Origin of the sequence: Kangiella sp. (assembly GCF_014762745.1) — a bacterium.
Taxonomy (GTDB): Bacteria; Pseudomonadota; Gammaproteobacteria; order Enterobacterales; family Kangiellaceae; genus Kangiella.
Window position 1 is genome coordinate 1 of record NZ_JABURJ010000100.1, and the last position, 17,503, is coordinate 17,503.

At 45.2% G+C, this 17,503-nt stretch carries 15 protein-coding genes; 7 read left to right on the forward strand and 8 right to left on the reverse strand.

Features of this window, described 5'->3' with window-relative positions; translation table 11 throughout:
- Nucleotides 1-192: 192 nt before the first annotated feature.
- The 4 genes from ggt to HUJ19_RS07485 all read left to right on the forward strand — a co-directional run bounded on the left by ggt (nt 193) and on the right by HUJ19_RS07485 (nt 7,081).
- Nucleotides 193-1,935: a gamma-glutamyltransferase gene (gene ggt / locus HUJ19_RS07470; RefSeq protein WP_290623092.1), complete on the forward strand. Its 1,743-nt coding sequence runs from the start codon at nt 193-195 to the stop codon at nt 1,933-1,935.
- 379 nt (nt 1,936-2,314) lie between these two features.
- Nucleotides 2,315-3,427: a DUF4123 domain-containing protein gene (locus tag HUJ19_RS07475; protein ID WP_290623093.1), complete on the forward strand. Its 1,113-nt coding sequence runs from the start codon at nt 2,315-2,317 to the stop codon at nt 3,425-3,427.
- A gap of 5 nt (nt 3,428-3,432) precedes the next feature.
- Nucleotides 3,433-6,270: a toxin VasX gene (locus HUJ19_RS07480; RefSeq protein ID WP_290623094.1), complete on the forward strand. Its 2,838-nt coding sequence runs from the start codon at nt 3,433-3,435 to the stop codon at nt 6,268-6,270.
- Between the two features lies 1 nt (nt 6,271).
- On the forward strand, nt 6,272-7,081 hold the full coding sequence (locus HUJ19_RS07485) for a hypothetical protein (RefSeq protein WP_290623095.1): 810 nt from the start codon (nt 6,272-6,274) through the stop codon (nt 7,079-7,081).
- Between the two features lie 91 nt (nt 7,082-7,172).
- Here HUJ19_RS07485 and HUJ19_RS07490 read toward each other — a convergent pair whose 3' ends face one another.
- Together HUJ19_RS07490 and metG are read right to left on the reverse strand one after the other, a co-directional pair.
- Nucleotides 7,173-7,709, reverse strand: coding sequence for a hypothetical protein (locus HUJ19_RS07490; protein WP_290623096.1), 537 nt, complete (start codon nt 7,707-7,709; stop codon nt 7,173-7,175).
- 25 nt (nt 7,710-7,734) lie between these two features.
- Nucleotides 7,735-9,759, reverse strand: a complete 2,025-nt coding sequence (metG, locus tag HUJ19_RS07495; protein ID WP_290623097.1) for a methionine--tRNA ligase — start codon at nt 9,757-9,759, stop codon at nt 7,735-7,737.
- A gap of 178 nt (nt 9,760-9,937) precedes the next feature.
- Between metG and apbC the strand changes: the two genes are divergently transcribed.
- Both apbC and dcd read left to right on the forward strand, forming a co-directional pair.
- A complete protein-coding gene (gene apbC / locus HUJ19_RS07500; RefSeq protein WP_290623098.1) occupies nt 9,938-11,026 on the forward strand; it encodes an iron-sulfur cluster carrier protein ApbC in 1,089 nt (362 codons plus the stop codon).
- 65 nt (nt 11,027-11,091) lie between these two features.
- The gene (dcd, locus tag HUJ19_RS07505) at nt 11,092-11,658 is read left to right on the forward strand and encodes a dCTP deaminase (protein ID WP_018625615.1); all 567 of its coding nucleotides are present in this window, start codon (nt 11,092-11,094) and stop codon (nt 11,656-11,658) included.
- 82 nt (nt 11,659-11,740) lie between these two features.
- Here dcd and HUJ19_RS07510 read toward each other — a convergent pair whose 3' ends face one another.
- The 6 genes from HUJ19_RS07510 to HUJ19_RS07535 all read right to left on the reverse strand — a co-directional run bounded on the left by HUJ19_RS07510 (nt 11,741) and on the right by HUJ19_RS07535 (nt 16,120).
- Nucleotides 11,741-12,157, reverse strand: a complete 417-nt coding sequence (locus HUJ19_RS07510; RefSeq protein WP_290623099.1) for a hypothetical protein — start codon at nt 12,155-12,157, stop codon at nt 11,741-11,743.
- Nucleotides 12,158-12,165: 8 nt separating this feature from the next.
- On the reverse strand, nt 12,166-12,978 hold the full coding sequence (locus HUJ19_RS07515) for a DUF3108 domain-containing protein (RefSeq protein WP_290623100.1): 813 nt from the start codon (nt 12,976-12,978) through the stop codon (nt 12,166-12,168).
- Nucleotides 12,914-13,537, reverse strand: coding sequence for a phosphoribosylglycinamide formyltransferase (gene purN / locus HUJ19_RS07520; protein WP_290623101.1), 624 nt, complete (start codon nt 13,535-13,537; stop codon nt 12,914-12,916). The genes HUJ19_RS07515 and purN overlap by 65 nt, the downstream gene beginning before the upstream one ends.
- A 14-nt stretch (nt 13,538-13,551) precedes the next feature.
- The gene (purM, locus tag HUJ19_RS07525) at nt 13,552-14,589 is read right to left on the reverse strand and encodes a phosphoribosylformylglycinamidine cyclo-ligase (protein WP_290623102.1); all 1,038 of its coding nucleotides are present in this window, start codon (nt 14,587-14,589) and stop codon (nt 13,552-13,554) included.
- A gap of 154 nt (nt 14,590-14,743) precedes the next feature.
- Nucleotides 14,744-15,409 (reverse strand): OmpA family protein, encoded by a 666-nt coding sequence (locus HUJ19_RS07530; RefSeq protein ID WP_290623103.1) that lies wholly within the window; start codon nt 15,407-15,409, stop codon nt 14,744-14,746.
- A 147-nt stretch (nt 15,410-15,556) separates the two neighbouring features.
- On the reverse strand, nt 15,557-16,120 hold the full coding sequence (locus tag HUJ19_RS07535) for a hypoxanthine-guanine phosphoribosyltransferase (protein WP_290623104.1): 564 nt from the start codon (nt 16,118-16,120) through the stop codon (nt 15,557-15,559).
- Between the two features lie 277 nt (nt 16,121-16,397).
- Here HUJ19_RS07535 and HUJ19_RS07540 point away from each other — a divergent pair, with 277 nt between their 5' ends.
- Nucleotides 16,398-17,474, forward strand: coding sequence for a DUF2066 domain-containing protein (locus HUJ19_RS07540; RefSeq protein WP_290623105.1), 1,077 nt, complete (start codon nt 16,398-16,400; stop codon nt 17,472-17,474).
- Nucleotides 17,475-17,503: the final 29 nt, after the last annotated feature.

The following is a 17,503-nucleotide window of genomic DNA, read 5'->3' on the forward strand; positions in this document are numbered from 1 at the left end:
TGGTACAAATTTGCTATGGTGTATTAAAACATCAAAGCGAATACCGACCTCAAGTAGCTTGAGGTCGGCTGGGAGAGATGGTATCTATAATTGGCACTGCTTCGTGATTTTTTTAACCTATGGGACTGAGTCTTCGACTTTATATTGATATGGTTTACACTGACCGCACCTCTGAATGATTTAACGTTTGTTATGACTATGATTCGTACAGTTTTCTATACCTTTACCAGCTTGCTACTGTCTTTTATGGTGAGCTTTGCGGCCTATGCCAGCTCTGAAAACAAAGAAGCGCCGGCTATTATTGATTATCAGAGTATTCATCATCCAGTGGTTGCGGAAAAGGGTATGGTGGTGTCGCAGCAATATATCGCCAGTCGTGTGGGCCGTGATATTCTCAAGAAAGGCGGTAATGCGGTAGATGCTGCGGTGGCGACATCGCTAGCTTTGGCTGTGGTTCTGCCGCGTGCAGGCAACCTGGGCGGTGGCGGTTTTATGCTGATTCACCTTGCCGAGAAAGACGAAACGGTGGCGATTGATTATCGTGAAATGGCGCCTGCTAAAGCGCATCGTAATCTTTTTCTTGATGCGGATGGTAATGTTGATCCGCAAAAGGCACGTTTTAGCCATTTATCGGCAGGTGTGCCGGGAACCGTTGCGGGCATGGAATTAGCCTTGGAGCAATACGGAACAATGGACTGGAAAGAGGTTATTCAGCCGGCGATTGATTTGGCAGAGAATGGCTTTGAGGTCAGTTGGGATTTGTCCAACAATTTAGAGCGTCGTCGCACGCGTATGCAAAGTGAAGCCACTAAGAAAGCATTTTATAAAAAGGATGGCTCTAGCTATCAGGCCGGCGAAATCTTGAAGCAGCCTGATCTGGCCTGGTCGCTGAAGCAACTTCAGAAACACGGTTCAAAAGCTTTTTATGAAGGCGAGATTGCTAAGCGAATCGTTGCGGATATGGAAAGGCATGGTGGTCTGATTGCGTTGGAAGACCTTGCTAATTATAAGCCAGTGGTTCGCAAGCCATTAACGGGCGACTATCGCGGCCACCAGATTGTAACCATGCCTCCGTCTAGCTCTGGTGGCGTGCACCTGATTCAAATGCTCAATATTCTTGAGCATTTCCCGATTAAAGAGATGGGCGTTAATTCTGCCAACTCTATCCACGTCATGACCGAAAGCATGAAGCGTGCTTATGCTGATCGAAGCAAGCACCTTGGCGATACCGATTTTTATGACGTGCCCTTAGAATGGCTAACCAGCAAAGAGTATGCCGAGAAGCTGGCCAAGACCATTGAACTGGATAAGGTGACGCCATCCAGTGACATTCAAGCTGGTACAAAGCCAAAATACGAAAGTCCAGACACCACGCATTTTTCGGTGGTGGATCAATGGGGCAATGCGGTTTCCAATACCTACACCCTGAACTTTTCCTATGGCTCTGGGATTGTTGCCGAAGGCACCGGGATTCTGCTCAACAATGAAATGGATGACTTTTCCGCCAAGCCCGGCACGCCAAATGCCTATGGTTTGATTGGTGGTGAGGCCAATGCCATTGAGCCTAAAAAGCGTCCTTTAAGCTCGATGACGCCAACCATGGTGTTCAAGGACGGCAAAGTAAAGCTGGTTACCGGCAGTCCGGGCGGTAGTCGAATTATTACCACTGTGCTGCAAATGGTGGTCAACGTCGTCGATCACGAGATGAATGTGGCCGAAGCAACCCATACCGCTCGTTTTCATCATCAATGGCTGCCGGATCGCTTGTTTGTCGAGCCAGCGATTAATCATGACACGCGTGATTTGTTGAAAACCAAAGGCTACGAGCTGTATGACTCAAGCACTATGGGCAGCACTCAATCCATACAGGTTGAAGATTACATTTACGGTTCCGCCGATCCGCGCAGACCGAATGCGGAAGCGGCTGGGTATTAAGGGAAGTTGAAATACAGTTTTGTATACCCGGACAGGACTGGTAACCCAGTTTTTAATAGAGGAAAGAGCAGATTCTGAATTAAATTCAGAATGACAATCTTCGGGTTGAGGTGCTTTGCGGTATATCAAGGGCGGCCACACAGCGAGCCCTTAACGTATTGTCAGTTTCTCATAGGATGGGTTAGCTCTTTGAGTGTAACCCATCAGCTGTGCGTTCGAAGAAGGACTCTGTAAAGCAACTTGTGAACTCTAAGATATATCTAAAAATTATGAGAATTGGTTCGCACTGCGAGCCATTCGCCCCATCTTTGCCTTACCTGCCAACCGCTAAATCTATAGAATGCGCCTTGTTTTTGTAAAGCCTACCCACAAGGATCTTATGAAACACGGAAGTTCACCTTTTTCAATCTCTGACTCACCTGATACACCTACCACAACAAATGATGTTGAGCAGATTTCATACCTGGCAATCGCTAGCAATGAGACCACTCAGTTAAGCCTTAATGCCTTAAAGGTTCCGAGCTGGAAAAAGCCTTGGATTGATGATTCATTGAAATCGGTACTGTTTCCTTCTACAAAAGAGGAAGCGAGTGGTAAACAGCTCAATACCTATTTTTTGCTCGACGCGGCACAGGTGACTGCGATTGATGGCGTATTCAGTCTGGCAAAAGCTGACGAGCTTGGTGTTAAACCGTTGCTGTCGGGCGAGCCGCAGAAAGAGCTGAAAAGTTACGCTCCTTACTTAATTAATCTGACCTTAACTGAAGAGCAGATAGAGAGCGACGAGATTCCTGCATTCCATACAGACTTGCTGAATCAATATTGGGGGAAGAGCTGTGGTATTTTTCTGCAAAGTTACGCCGATCTGGATACTCTCGCCAGGCATTGCAAAAAATTTATCAAGCTAAAGGACGAAAGTGGTCGTTGGTATTTTTTCCGCTATTACGATCCGCGGGTGGCAAAGGACTACTTCAGGTGGATGGCTGGCGATAAAGCCAGAGTAGCCAAGTGGTTCGGGGTAAAGCAGGGACAGGCTCTGATTAATAGAATTGTTATGGAAGCAAATCAGGGCAATGAGTTTTTAGCGATTGGTTTGCAGAATTGCGAGCAACTGATTGAGCAGAGTTCAATCCAGTTATCAAACATTGAAAGAAGCTGGATGATGCAAAGTCGTTGGATGGGCATTAAAAATGCAATATACCAGGATCTAAAGACTGAGCTTATAGAAGAGCCGTACGTTATCAGTGAGCTCAGCAGAGATTTAATCGAGACCTGGTGCGAAGAAGCATTAAGGTTTGGATACACTACAGAAAGAGCCATTTATGACTTTGCATTCAGCCAAACGCTGGCCCACCATTTCGATCTAAATCTGTCAGAAGTTAATAAATATTTAGCGGCAAAAGATGATGCCGACCTGGAAAAAGCCAAAGAGCTTCATCAGATTCTAAAAAATGCCATTAACACCTACCGCATGAATCAAGAGGAAGAATAATTATCATGGGAAGAGAAAATTTTTCAGCAACGCAATCCGCCATAGACCCTGTATTACCCTGTGAGAAGGGCATCCGCGCCATCTTTCCGGTACGTTTTGCTATCAAGCCCAGTGTGCTAACAGTGGTTTCTCAAAGGCCTCGCGCTATATCGCCTGAAACCAATATTCTTGATACGGGCGATCATGAATTACGCAGAATCCGTCAGGGGTATATTTATATTTTTGTGCCCAATGAAATAGAAGATGTGGCTAGCCGCACGGAAGCGGCTAATGGCTACTGGATGGTATTTCGCTATCAGTCGCAGCTCAATGATTTTAATTCACCCGTTTTAGAAGAGCATGGGCAGATACCATTCTCGATTCGCAATCCAGATACCGATCCTTATGTCGGGGTTAACTATTCCTTCAGACAATACACCTGGCTTGATGGCTATGCAGCAGGTCGCTGGGGTTTCAATAATTCAAAAGTTTATCCTTACGTATACGTCCCTAAACAAGTTACTAAAATCGAAATGGCCTACAGCGAACATCGCTGGCCAGCCAAGTTTTTCGAGCAGGCAGAAGTTGATGCCGAGTTTCGTAAAAAGCTAATGGTGCCAATCGATTTAGCACCTGAGCAAACCGACTTCACCTTACCGCTCAGTGAGCTTGAAAACCACGTCATCGATTTTAAGCAGGAGTTATTTTCACTTAGCTCATTCCTGACCGACTACGCAGACTGCCACACTGGAGTCTACCCACAAAATGCTAATGATGTACTCAGCTGTGTAAAAGAACAGGAAACTTCTCGCATCGTCGCCCTGCATGATCCAGTTGGTCGAGTGCTGGATATTAATGAGCGCATTCATAAAAATGACAATGAAAGCACAGCTTTCAGTCTTGCTCATCAGTACCCACTCACGACAGCAAAAGCCATTACTCAAATAAAAGATACAATCGACGATGCTAACTTTATAAAAGATTTTATTTACGATGATATTGTTGTCGAAGAAACCATCTGGCAAGAGCTACTGGATAGTGAGAATCTGTTTAGTGCTATCAACAGGCGTTTATTAATAGCTCATCAGGAGGCTCTGACGTTTGGTCAGGCTTGGGCCATCAACCATCAGCTTGATGCCATACTTTCTATGATAAGCGGGACATCAAAAGAGCATGATTTTGAGTTAATAACCTATGCATCGAATACTTTGAATCAATTGTTTTTAGGAGTTGGCAATACTGTTGCCGGCTCGGAATATCAAATGAAAACCATCGCAGGTACTGGTGGTAACGCAAAGATATCTAAGACAATCGATCAGTACCTGAATGCTTGGTGGAAAATTGCCGTGGCGGTAAAGACCGGTGTACAAGAAAATCTTAATTCGGCTTTAGCCGCTGCCGAGTCTTTTGACTCTTTCCTGAAGGTTAATGGTTCCGAACTTGGGAAGCTACAATTTCAATATTCCAACCAAAAGTTTATGAACATCCTGAAGCAACTTTATGGTATAGATGGCGTTGCTCACAGGCCAGTCAAAGTTGATGAGGTTGAAGAAATTATCAAGTCCGGAAGTTTTGGGCAGTTATCCGCAGATAGTCCTTTTAGCGCGGGTAAAACCAATATCTCTCATGAAAGCTCTAATGTAATTGGGTATCAACAGAGTCTAGGAAAGACCATAAACAGTACTACCAGTATGAATACCATTGATCTTCAATACGTGACAATAGAGGGTGAGTTTTATCCTTCCAGTGGTTTTCAGGAGAAAGCTCTTTCTCAGGTTGATACAAGAGTTAGTATGGCTGGGTTATCGGCATTTCTAAACTTTTCAGGATTGTTCTTTTTAGTAGAAAATCATAAGAATAATAATGCAAAAACAACTCTCGGAAAAATCGCCCAGAACACAGTTCTTAATTCCATTGTTTTAACCGGATCGCTTATTAACGATATTTACGAATGCAGACAAACCTACGCAAATGGAAACTTTGTCAGGACATCCTCTAAAGGTATTGCAAATAAGCTGTACTCTGAACTTGGCAAAAATAAAACCTTAAAGCAGCTAGGTAACTTTGCTTCAAAAATAAAAGTAGGTGCAATTTCTGGACCTAGAGTTTCACAACTGGCAGGTAAAGCTTTGGGTGGAATAGGTGTGGTACTCACCGCGTTCACAGCCTACGAAGGCTTCAAGACAGGCAATAAAGCACAGGGGTATGGCAATACCATGGCCGCATTTGGCTCAACGCTACTGCTGGCAGGTGCACTTATTGGCCCTATTGGTGTTGGTATAGCGATCTTTTTAATAGCTGCAGGTTTAATAACTGAATGGTTTGGCTCACTAAATCCTATTGAAGAGTGGGCTTATAAAAGTTTCTGGGGCAAGTCTGATTATTATTGGGGTGAGAAGAACCCTCGAAGAGAAATTGCTGAGTTAATTAGAATATCTACTTCTCTTTCGAATCCAGAAGATCCGGACTTTGCAAAAACTAAAAGATTATTAGAAAGTGAAATGCGCGCCTTTCAAGATTTGTTCCTTCAACCAAGACTTGTGAGTGTAGATAATAAGAGCAAGTCTTTTCAGCTATTTTTACCAAGGTATCATGAGGCGGGTAACCCTCCTGAAGTTAATATTTCCGTAAGAGAGATGTATCAGGTAACACCTAGTAATTACAGCCCAGGGCTCAGATACAATAACCATTCCAATGTCCCGTTTCGTATGTCTGTCCATGAGCCTGTAGCTTCGGTCGATATCTCGCATCTGGTCAGAAATAAAAACTTAGGCCTGTCTGTTTCAGTAGAGTATCGAGATCCATACGGTACTGCTAAGAAACTACCAAGCACCTCACTCACATATAGTCAGTATGATAGGTAATATGAATTATTTTGAACTAATAGCAAAATCCATTAAACGCTACAATAAGAACAGTTTTGAACTAAAACGTTTTGCCATTCTGTTTCAAAGACTTAACCTTTATATTATTGGTTTTTGTCTGCTTATTCCGGCTTTTTGGTATAACTTTATGGACGAAGATTTTATAGATAAAAGAACTTCTGTTTTCAATTATGAAGATGTTATTAAAGAGAGCTATGAAGATATGCGCCCAGGGTATGAGTTTCGGGGGCATACAATGCCCAGTTACCAAACATACTTTAATAATATGTCCAAGCGATTCTATTCTGACTTTGGCTTCATCTATGGAAGCATGGCTATCACAGCTCTGCCTTGGCTGTTAATCCTTTTTTGGCCAGCTGGACCGCCTATTCGAGTGGACCGAAAGAATGGCTTAGTTTATACAAGGCAGTGGTTTCGATTCTACGCTGCTCGGTTTGAGCAATTAAATCCAGAGTGTAAAACTTTCTCGGCGAGCATGGAGCAATTAGGTGGCCCCTTGATCGTGAGTCTTTACCGCCCGGGCAAAGTTTATGATGAAGAAGGGAAACTGAAGCGAGGTATGCGCATTCGTATCGGTTGCTACATTCCTCCTGACTTATCGCACAACAGAGATATTCTGTACTGCATTGAGCAATTCATGAAGCATGAGGCTGACATACCTAAAGATTTAAAACCTGAAAAAGGCTGGCTTGAATGGTCATTGGTGCCGGCGAAAAAACTTCCTAAGCAGGAAAAGCTGGATAAGAAGATTGCACACTGGTTTGCAAAAGAGAATATCCCTGACGCGTAGGGACAACTCATGAGTTGTCCCTGCAAAGATTTACCTAGATTGATTTGGAAGTAGGGGCGAACTGGGTTCGCCATTTTTAATGGCTGAAAATTTATGGTTTATCTGAATGGGAGGGCTTTTCAGAGGCTTGTTCATTTGTGGTAGATTCGTCACCTAGAGAAGGCTCAATAGGTGTTGCCATTTTTTTGCTTTCTGGTTTCTCTGTGGGTTTCTGACTTGTGGCTTTGTTGTTATTTTGACCCTGTTTCTTTCGCCAAAATTTAAAGCCGAACCATGCGCCAAGCCCTACTACAAAAATAGTTATGAACACCCAGATAATGGTTTTAACGCCTGCCATAAAGCCTGCGCTGTCGCCATCAAACAGTAGCACTACGGAGTTTAATACTAGCGGTGAGTAGGTTTCGGCATAATCTACAGGATGGCCGGGAGTGAGTGCGCCGGCCAGTATAACGGAGCTGATAAACCACTTAATGGCGAAGTGCCATTTACGAATGGCATACCAGACGATGCCAACCATCAGTAAAACCAGCCCAATGTAGATGAGCCAGGTTAAACCATAACTGGCAAAGGTGGTGACCACCTCTTGAGTTTCACCAGTTTGTAATGTTTCTGTTGCTGCTACTGTCATGATCAATCCTGTTATTGCTCTCTCACTACTTTACCCGCATGCCTGGTTGGGCACCTTCGTCTGGATTCAGGATCCAGAGATCTTTACCACCTGGGCCAGCTGCCAATACCATACCTTCTGACATACCAAATTTCATCTTACGTGGCGCAAGGTTAGCAACCATTACGGTTAGCTTGCCTTGTAAGTCAGCTGGGTCGTAAGCGGCTTTGATGCCAGCAAAGACTTGCTTGGTGACGCCGTTACCTAAGTCTAATTGTAACTTCAGTAATTTATCAGCACCTTCAACATGCTCGGCTTTGGCAATTTTAGCGATACGCAAATCAATCTTGTCAAAATCACCGAACTGAATTTCGTCTTTAATCGGATCATCCAGTTGAGCTTCAGGTTTTGGTTCCGCTTCTAAGTCTTCTTTTGAATCTTCAATCATAGCTTCGACCTGTTTCATATCAATGCGTTGCATCATAGGCTTGAATTTGTTGATTTCGTAATCTGTTAAGACATCTTGAGCGCTCGCCCAGTTCAAGTTATCCAGTTTCAGGAAGTCTTGTACTTTACCTGCTAATTCGGGCAGTACTGGCGCGAGGTAAGCGGTCAGAATTTTGAACATATTGATGCCAAGGCTGCACACCTGATGGGCGCGCTCTTTGGTTTCATCACTTTTGACCAGTTTCCAAGGCTCTTCATTAGCAATATAGGCGTTGGCTTTGTCTGCCAGCGCCATAATCTGTTTGACCGCACGGCCAAAGTCGCGGTTTTCATAATGCTGGGCTAATTCTTCCGATGCCGCAGTAAACTCTTTAATCAGTTCCGGCTCAATAATGCTGTCGCTTAATTTGCCATCAAACTGCTTGGTAATGAAACCTGCGCAACGGCTGGCGATATTGACCAGTTTACCGACCAGATCGGAGTTAACGCGTTGCACAAAATCTTCAAGGTTTAAGTCGAAATCATCAATGCGGTTGGATAGTTTTGCCGCATAGTAATAGCGCAGAAACTCAGGGCGGAAATGGTTGAGGTAAGTGCGTGCCTTGATGAAGGTGCCTTTGGATTTTGACATCTTCTGACCATTGACGGTTACAAAACCGTGTGCCCAGACTGCGCTCGGCGTGCGGTAGCCCGCACCTTCTAATACTGATGGCCAGAACAGGGTATGGAAATAAATAATGTCTTTACCGATGAAGTGATAAACTTCAGCGTCGCTGTCTTTACCCCAGAAGTCATCAAAGCTCAAATCATCACGCTTATCGCATAAGTTTTTAAAGCTGGCCATATAACCAATTGGTGCATCCAGCCAGACGTAGAAGTATTTGCCTTTCTCACCTGGGATTTCCCAGCCGAAATAAGGCGCATCACGAGAAATATCCCATTGACGCAAATCATCCAGCCACTCGTTCATTTTGTTCTGCACTTCTGGTTGAACGTGCCCCTCTGTCCCCAACCATTCGCGCAAGAATCCTTCGAAGCCTTTCAGGTCAAAGAAAAAGTGCTCTGATTCTTTGAGGACTGGTGTTGCGCCAGATACTGCTGATTTTGGATTCTTCAGCTCTGTTGGACTATAAGTCGCGCCACAGGAGTCGCAGTTATCGCCGTATTGATCTTCCGAGCCACATTTTGGGCAGGTGCCTTTTACGAAGCGATCCGGCAGGAACATTTCTTTCTCAGGGTCAAACAGCTGATTAATGGTCTTAGAGCTGATGTGACCATTTTCTTTTAGCTTGAGATAGATGCCTTGGGTCAGTTCTTTCGACTCTGGGCTGTGGGTGCTGTGGAAATTGTCAAAACCAATCAGGCAATCCGCAAAATCCTGAGCATGCGCCTGATGACTTTCTTTGATGAAGTCTTCGGGTGTTTTGCCTTCTTTTTGTGCACGTAACATTACTGGGGTGCCGTGGGTGTCGTCGGCGCAGACATAGATGCACTGATGGCCGCGAGACTTCTGGAAGCGAACCCAGATATCGGTTTGCACGTATTCCAGCAGGTGGCCGATATGGATATCACCATTGGCATAGGGAAGGGCGCTGGTTACAAGAATTTTGCGTTGTGAGCTCATATTGAAATAGAGTCCTGAAATTAACTTTAAGAATTATTTACTTAGCCGTGAATACTACTTGTTTTGGGTCAAATTTTCATTAACTAATTCGCTCAAATCTCATGATCTGGGTTGGTTTTCGGCCCTAAAAGACTTAGACTTTGAGCCACTTTTTAAATAAGCCGGACAGATAAGCACAATGCTCACTGAACAGCAGATCCTCGATACCCTGAGCCAACTGAAGCTCAGTCAATTAAATACCGATTTAATCAGCGCCAAAGCCGTTAAAAAGACCGATATTGATGGTAATAAGGTCAATTTGACCATCAAGTTGGGTTTTCCTTTGGGCGATTATCAGCAGGAATTAGAGCGTGAGGTGGTTGAATACCTTAAAGCACAGTTTCCTGAGATTGAGGTGCAAGCCAAGGTTTCCTGGCGCGTAGAAGCCCATGCTCATCCCGCTAAAGTACAGGCCATGCCTGATATCAAGAATATTATTGCAGTGGCATCTGGCAAAGGTGGCGTTGGTAAATCGACTACTTCGGTGAATCTGGCGTTAGCTTTAAGTCATTTGGGCGCTAATGTCGGCATTTTAGATGCTGATATCTATGGCCCAAGTATTCCGATTATGCTCGGTTTACAGGGCAAGCATCCTGAAAGCACCGATAAAAAGACCATTCTGCCAGTTGAAAATCATGGGCTGCAATCCATGTCGATTGGTTATCTGGTAAAGCCGGAGCAGGCGATGGTATGGCGTGGGCCAATGGCCAGCGGGGCGCTACAGCAGCTGATCAACGATACCCAATGGCGTGATCTGGATTATCTAATTATCGACTTGCCACCGGGCACAGGTGATATTCAGTTAACTATGGCGCAGAAGATCCCAGTCACAGCAGCGGTGGTTGTAACCACGCCGCAGGATATTGCACTGGCCGATGCGCGCAAAGCCGTGACCATGTTTAATAAGGTTTCAGTGCCGGTTCTTGGTGTGGTCGAAAACATGGCCATGCACACTTGTTCTAACTGTGGTCATCAGGAGCATATCTTTGGCGCTGGCGGTGGCGACAAGCTGGCGCAGGAAATTGGCGTTGAATTATTGGGTAGCTTGCCATTGGCTTTATCCATTCGTGAGCAGGCAGATAGCGGCGAACCAACCGTAGTTGCTGATCCATCGAGTGCAGAAAGTCACTTGTATCTTGACATAGCGCAACGCATTGCTGCTAAATTGTCGTTACAAGAGAAAGAGTTTAGAGCGGACTTTCCAACCATTACCATTGATAACAATTGATAATATTCGAATAAGCCGAAACTAAAAGAAGTTGGCTAAGAATTAGAAATTAAAGAGAAACGACTATGACAATTAAAGCAGACAAGTGGATCCGCAGAATGGCGGAAAATGAGGGAATGATTGAACCGTTTGAGCCGGGTCAGGTTCGTTACAACGGCGATCACCGTATTGTGTCTTATGGAACGTCAAGCTATGGCTATGATGTGCGTTGCTCTGATGAGTTCAAGATTTTCACCAATATCAACTCAGCAATTGTTGATCCCAAGGCATTCGATGAGAACAGTTTTGTTGATGTGAAAAGTGACGTTTGTATTATCCCGCCTAACTCATTCGCATTGGCGCGTACTATTGAGTATTTCCGTATTCCTCGCAACGTTTTAACGGTGTGTTTGGGTAAATCCACTTATGCACGTTGCGGTATTATCGTTAACGTGACGCCGCTGGAGCCTGAGTGGGAAGGGCATGTGACACTCGAGTTTTCCAACACGACACCACTTCCTGCGAAGATTTATGCTAACGAAGGTGTGGCGCAGATGTTGTTCTATGAATCAGACGAAGTGTGTGAAACCTCATATAAAGATCGCGGTGGCAAATATCAGGGCCAGCGCGGAGTGACTCTTCCAAAAACCTAGTTCAGAGTTCAGCTACAAAAAAAAGCCAAAGATGTCATGTCTTTGGCTTTTTTATTGGGCTTTTTATGTGGAGTGACTGAGCTTATTGGCGAGTGTAAACACTCAAAATCGGATAATGGTGTGTGCCAAAACTTAAGGTGATGGTTTGGGTTTCCCTGCCCTTGAAAGTCACTTTTCTCTCGACAGGGCTTAATCGATCACCGTTGGCGAACAAGGCCATAATCTGTTTACTGACAAAGATGCGGTTGCCGCTTGATGTATTAAGAAGGGTAACCGTTACTCGACGAGCACCTTGTTCATTGCTCATCGTTACGTAATTCACTACCTCGAAATCGCTAGTGTCAGGATAGATGTTATTGTCATTGGGAAATTGAAAGTCGATATCGCTGGTAATCGCCTTATCAATACTCAATGCATCATCTTGAGCATAATTGCTTGCCAGCCCAGTTTGACTCGAGATCGCCAATAAACTCAAAACAACAATTTTCTTGAGCATCATATTCTTCCTTAAAGTTTCCAATTGGTTGCTACAAGTTTTGCTTCTTCTTCGCCATCTTTAATACGCTGAATCTGCACTAGTAGCATTTCATGCTCTATGGCGAACCAGAAGTTAGTGATACGAGTACCATCTTTTTCCACCAGCTGTAATTTAGCGGTGCGAATATCGCCTTGCTTGGTTTTCAGGGTTTCTTCACCCATGACTTTAAATTCATGGTGACGAACACCGCCCCTATAACTGATATCAATCGGTTGCAGCGGTTTCTGAGCCATCAGGTTTTCGCGAACAGCCAAAACCTCTGTTAAAGGGTCGAGTAAACCTTCGCTTAGCTGCATGTCCCATTTTCTGTCTTCATACGAACCCTGCTCGCGCATGGCATCCCAGTCAAACTTCTGGATCAGGATACGGTCGGAACGAAAGCTGGTATCTGCGAAGCTTTGGTAATGAAGCGGACGGATCATGCCATCGACAACTTCAAAGCGACTGGTTTCCCGACGCTTATCGGAAAGCAGGTAATAACGAATTTTAGACTCCATCGAAGCCTGCCACTGACCATTGCTCAACCGCTCCAGCTTGCGTTTGGCAGTACCCAGCTTATCGCCATCATGCATGACGTCATATTGGACGGAGTAGGCTTTGACCGCCTTCAGATGCTCTTCCTGATTGGTGGGTTCAGCATCCTGTGCAACTGATGTTGCTGAGAATAGGCTAATAAACAGTAGCAGCAGGGCGCCTGAAAACAGAGCTCTGAAAGGGTTAAGAAGCTGTAATAGGGTCTTGATCGAGCCAGGCTTGGCCGTCCTTGAATTGCAGGCGACCATTGCAGAACCAGCTGACCACTTCGGGGTATAGCTGGTGTTCCTGCTGTTGAATTTTCTGCTGTAAGCTTTCTTCAGTATCGTCTGCTGTAACATGAATACTCCGTTGTGCAATGATTGGCCCGCCATCCAGCTCAGCAGTCACAAAGTGTACACTGGTGCCGTGTTCCTTATCACCATTTTCCAGGACTCGTCTGTGAGTATTGAGTCCGGGATATTTGGGTAATAAAGACGGATGGATGTTCAGCATTTTGCCAAGGTAATGCTGAACAAACTCTGAACTAAGAATACGCATAAATCCAGCCAATACAACCAGATCGGGCTGGTATTGATCAATGGTCTGGGTTAATGCCTGCTCAAACTCAGAGCGGTCTGCAAATTGAGTATGGTCGACAGCAATGGCTGGAATGTTGGCATGGGCAGCGCGCTCAAGGCCAAAAACGTCAGGCTTATTACTGATAACTGCAGAGATACGGCCATTGATAGCGCCAGTTTGGACGCTATCAATAATGGCCTGAAGATTACTTCCGTTGCCGGAAATGAGAACAACAATGTTGGGCATAATCGCAAACTGGCTTAGAGAACCACTTGTTCCTCATCACCATCGCGGGCAGCGATATGACCAATGTTATAAACGGTTTCACCCAGGGTTTGTAAGAGGTCGGAAGCTCTTTCTGCATTTTCCTTGCTGACCACAAGCACCATGCCGATACCGCAGTTGAAAGTGCGATGCATTTCATGACGATCAACATTGCCTTCGGCTTGCAGCCATTGGAAGATTTTTGGCATCTGCCAGGCGCTGGTGTTGATCATGGCCTTGGATGTTTTAGGCATAACGCGTGGCAGGTTCTCTTGTAGACCACCACCAGTGATATGCGAAATGGCTTTAACCTCAACTTCTTTGAACAGGCGAAGCAGTGGTTTAACGTAAATTCGGGTTGGCTCTAATAGGGTTTCACCTAAGGTTTTGCCATTTTCAAATTCGGCATTGACGTCAGCACCGCTGACTTCAAGAATCTTGCGGATCAATGAATAGCCATTTGAGTGAGGGCCGCTTGAAGCAAGGCCAAGGAGCACATCGCCAGATTTAACCTTACTACCATCAATGATTTTTTTCTTATCAACGATGCCCACGCAGAAGCCCGCCAAGTCGTAATCGTCGCCTTCATACATGCCTGGCATTTCAGCGGTTTCGCCACCAATTAATGAGCAGCCTGAGATTTCGCAGCCTTTGGCAATACCGGTAACGACGTCAGCGGCAATATCAACGTCCAGTTTGCCTGTGGCGTAGTAATCAAGGAAGAAAAGCGGTTCTGCACCCTGAACAACCAGGTCATTAACGCACATGGCAACCAGATCAATCCCAACGGTGTCATGCTTTTTCAGGTTCAAAGCAAGACGCAGTTTTGTGCCTACACCATCAGTACCAGCAACAAGAGCAGGCTCTTCATAGCCTGACGGCAAGTCGAACAGGGCGCCAAAGCCACCGATGTTGCCCATGACTTCAGGTCGGTAAGTTTTCTTGCAGACGTCTTTAATTCGGTCTACCAGGGCGTTGCCTGCATCGATATCCACACCTGCGTCTTTATAGCTCAGGGATTGTTTGTCGCTCATTTGAATTCCTAGAAAAAAGTGGCCGTCAAAAATTGCGCTAATTTTACTAGATGCGGCTATTGATAGAAAGGAGTGCTCTTAAAAAAGCAGTAACTAAATTGCATGCAGGCAAAGAAAAAGCGGCCGAAGCCGCTTTTTTATAACTCTGAACCACTTAGTTTTGTGGATCGGGGGTAATAGTTAGCTCAACACGACGGTTTTTTGCACGTCCAGCTTCCGTTTCATTCGGAGCTACTGGATAACGTTCACCGTAACCTACAACACGCAGGCGGTTATCAGGGATTTCACGCTGACGCAGGTATGAAGCTACGCTATTAGCACGTTTTTCCGATAATTCCTGATTGTATGAGTCACTACCGACTGAGTCAGTAAAGCCTGCTACTTCAAGGTTGGTGTCTTTAAACTTATAAAGTACTTTAGCTACAGAATCTAATACCGGGTAAAAATCACTGTCGATAGCGTAACGGTCAGTCTGGAAAGTAATATCACCAGGCATGATTAGGTGAATTTGATCACCGTCACGTTGAACACCAACGCCAGTTCCGGCCAATTCTTCGCGAAGTTCCGCTTCCTGGCTGTCCATGTAGGCACCGATACCAGCACCAATGGCACCACAACCTAGAGCAGCGTTACGAGCACTTTTACTGTCGCGGGTTGCGCCAATCAAGCCACAGGTAATGGCACCAATTGCGCCATACTTAACCGTCTTACTGGTTTGTTCTTCACCAGTGTATGGATTAAGAGTTGTACAACCAACACCCATTACGCCAGCAACAACTGCTACAGTAAGGGTTTTCATAAAAGGGGTCGATATTTTCATGCTATTTCTCCTCGGGTTCCCCAAAAACGTGAATTCATAATAGCTCACAACAATGAATACTAACTGAATTAACAGTGACTTATTAGCGTATCTTTGCTTTTTGAGGAAAACAAAGAAGGTTGTGTGAATTGTTCCTCATAATTGTGACTAAATAGCGTAGATGGCCGGCAGGTTGCGCCATAAGCCTTTGTAATCCATACCGCAACCAAAAATATAGCGATCTGTGACCGTAAGTCCTGCAAAGTCCGGTTTAAAGCCTGACTCGGGTTTGCGTTGATGCTCTTTATCTACCAACACCGCGCATTGCAGACTTTTGGGTTTAAAGCTCTGGCACTCTTTGGCGATGGCTTCTAGAGTAATGCCTTCGTCAAAAATATCATCCAGCAGCATGACATGATGGTTATGGATGTCCTCAGCTTTGGGTTTCACCAGCCACTCCAGTTCCTGACCTTGCGTTTTATCGCCATAACGAGTGGCGTGCAGATAACTGACGGAAACCGGAATGGTTAACAGGCGTAATAGCTGGCCGGCAAAGTAGAGACCTCCATTCATGATGCAGAAGAGCTGCAATGGGCTAGAGTATTGCTGAGCGTTAATTTGCTCGGCCAGTTTACGGATCGCGCTATCAACTTTTTGCTCAGTGACGATAATTTCAGCATGTTCCAATACATTTTCGGGATGCGGAGTTTGTTGCGAGTTATCTTTTGCCATTGCCCTTGTCTTTTATCAGATTAGCGCTCTGCCTTGATTCGCGAGCGGGTGAGGTGTCGCTATTATAGGTAACTGCAGGCGAGCATTCCATTGCAAAAAAGTGACTTAACCTGAACTATTAAAGAACGAAGGGCTGTATCTGGGCTAATTGCCTGGCGTGATTGATAAAAACTGATAAAATGCCCAAATTGTTGGGATAAAGCCCATTGCCTGTCTTTGACACAGTTTTTCAATGGTCCGGGCGACTAAAAGATAATTAAAACAGGAACTTAGATTCATGAAATGTCTTGTAAAACAAAGTTCTTACTGCGCATCACTCCTTTTTGTTTTGTTCACGGGTTTTTTCATTGCGCCCGTCAAGGCTGAGCGTGTTACCGATCTGTATTCGGCCAGCTGGCCGGTTGAAAATCAGTCCACTGATGTTCGTCAAAAAGCGATGCAAAATGCTTTTGCTGAGGTGCTGGTTCGTGTCAGTGGTAGCAAAGATGTAGTTAATAACTCTCAGATTCGAGAGGTTTTGCCGAATGCGCAAGATTATATGCGTCAATATTCCTACAAGCGTTTAAGTGCGGCTGAACAGATGGTTTATGAAAGACCGCTGCTACTGGTTGCGACTTTTGACAGTCTGGCGGTGAAGAAAATTTTGCAGGATGCTTCTTTGCCAGTCTGGTCTGAGAATCGCCCATCTGGCACTTTCTGGATCGCGGTTGAGGAAAACGGCAACCGCCGCGTAGCCACTGACGCTAACGATTCGGTGACTATCGCCTTGAATCGAGCTGCCAGTCGCCGAGGCCTGCCGATTATGCTACCCATGATGGATCTGGAAGATAAGTCGCAGGTTACAGTGGGCGATATCTGGGGACGTTTTGTTGGCCCCATTAACAGAGCCTCCGAGCGCTATAACGCTGACTATGTGGTGGTGGGGCAATTGTCGCAAAGTGCCGGCCAGTGGTTTGGTCGTTGGTCGATGGATTTGGGTGGAACGGTTGAGAACCTTTCCAGCTCAGCTTCCAGCAAGCAAGATGTGATTGCCGATCTGGTTGATCAGGTCGCCAATAAATTAGCCGCTCGCCTGGCGGTGGTGCTTTCTGGAGAAGTGTTGGCAGTAGAGATTTATGTGAACAATATCTATGAACTCGAGGCTTATGCTGGGGCGCGTAACTATTTAGCAAACCTTGGTATGACGGAGTCGGTTAAGGTCTTGCAGGTTAAAGACGATGCTGTATTGTTTGAAGTGAGAGTGTTAACTTCGCCACAAAACTTGATTGATGCTATCAATATAGGGAATAATCTGCGGCGCATCCCAAATGACGAGGGTGTGAACGGACGTTATAGTTTCAGTTGGCAGGGGTGACTTTCGGCCCTGTAGAACAGTAACGAGCC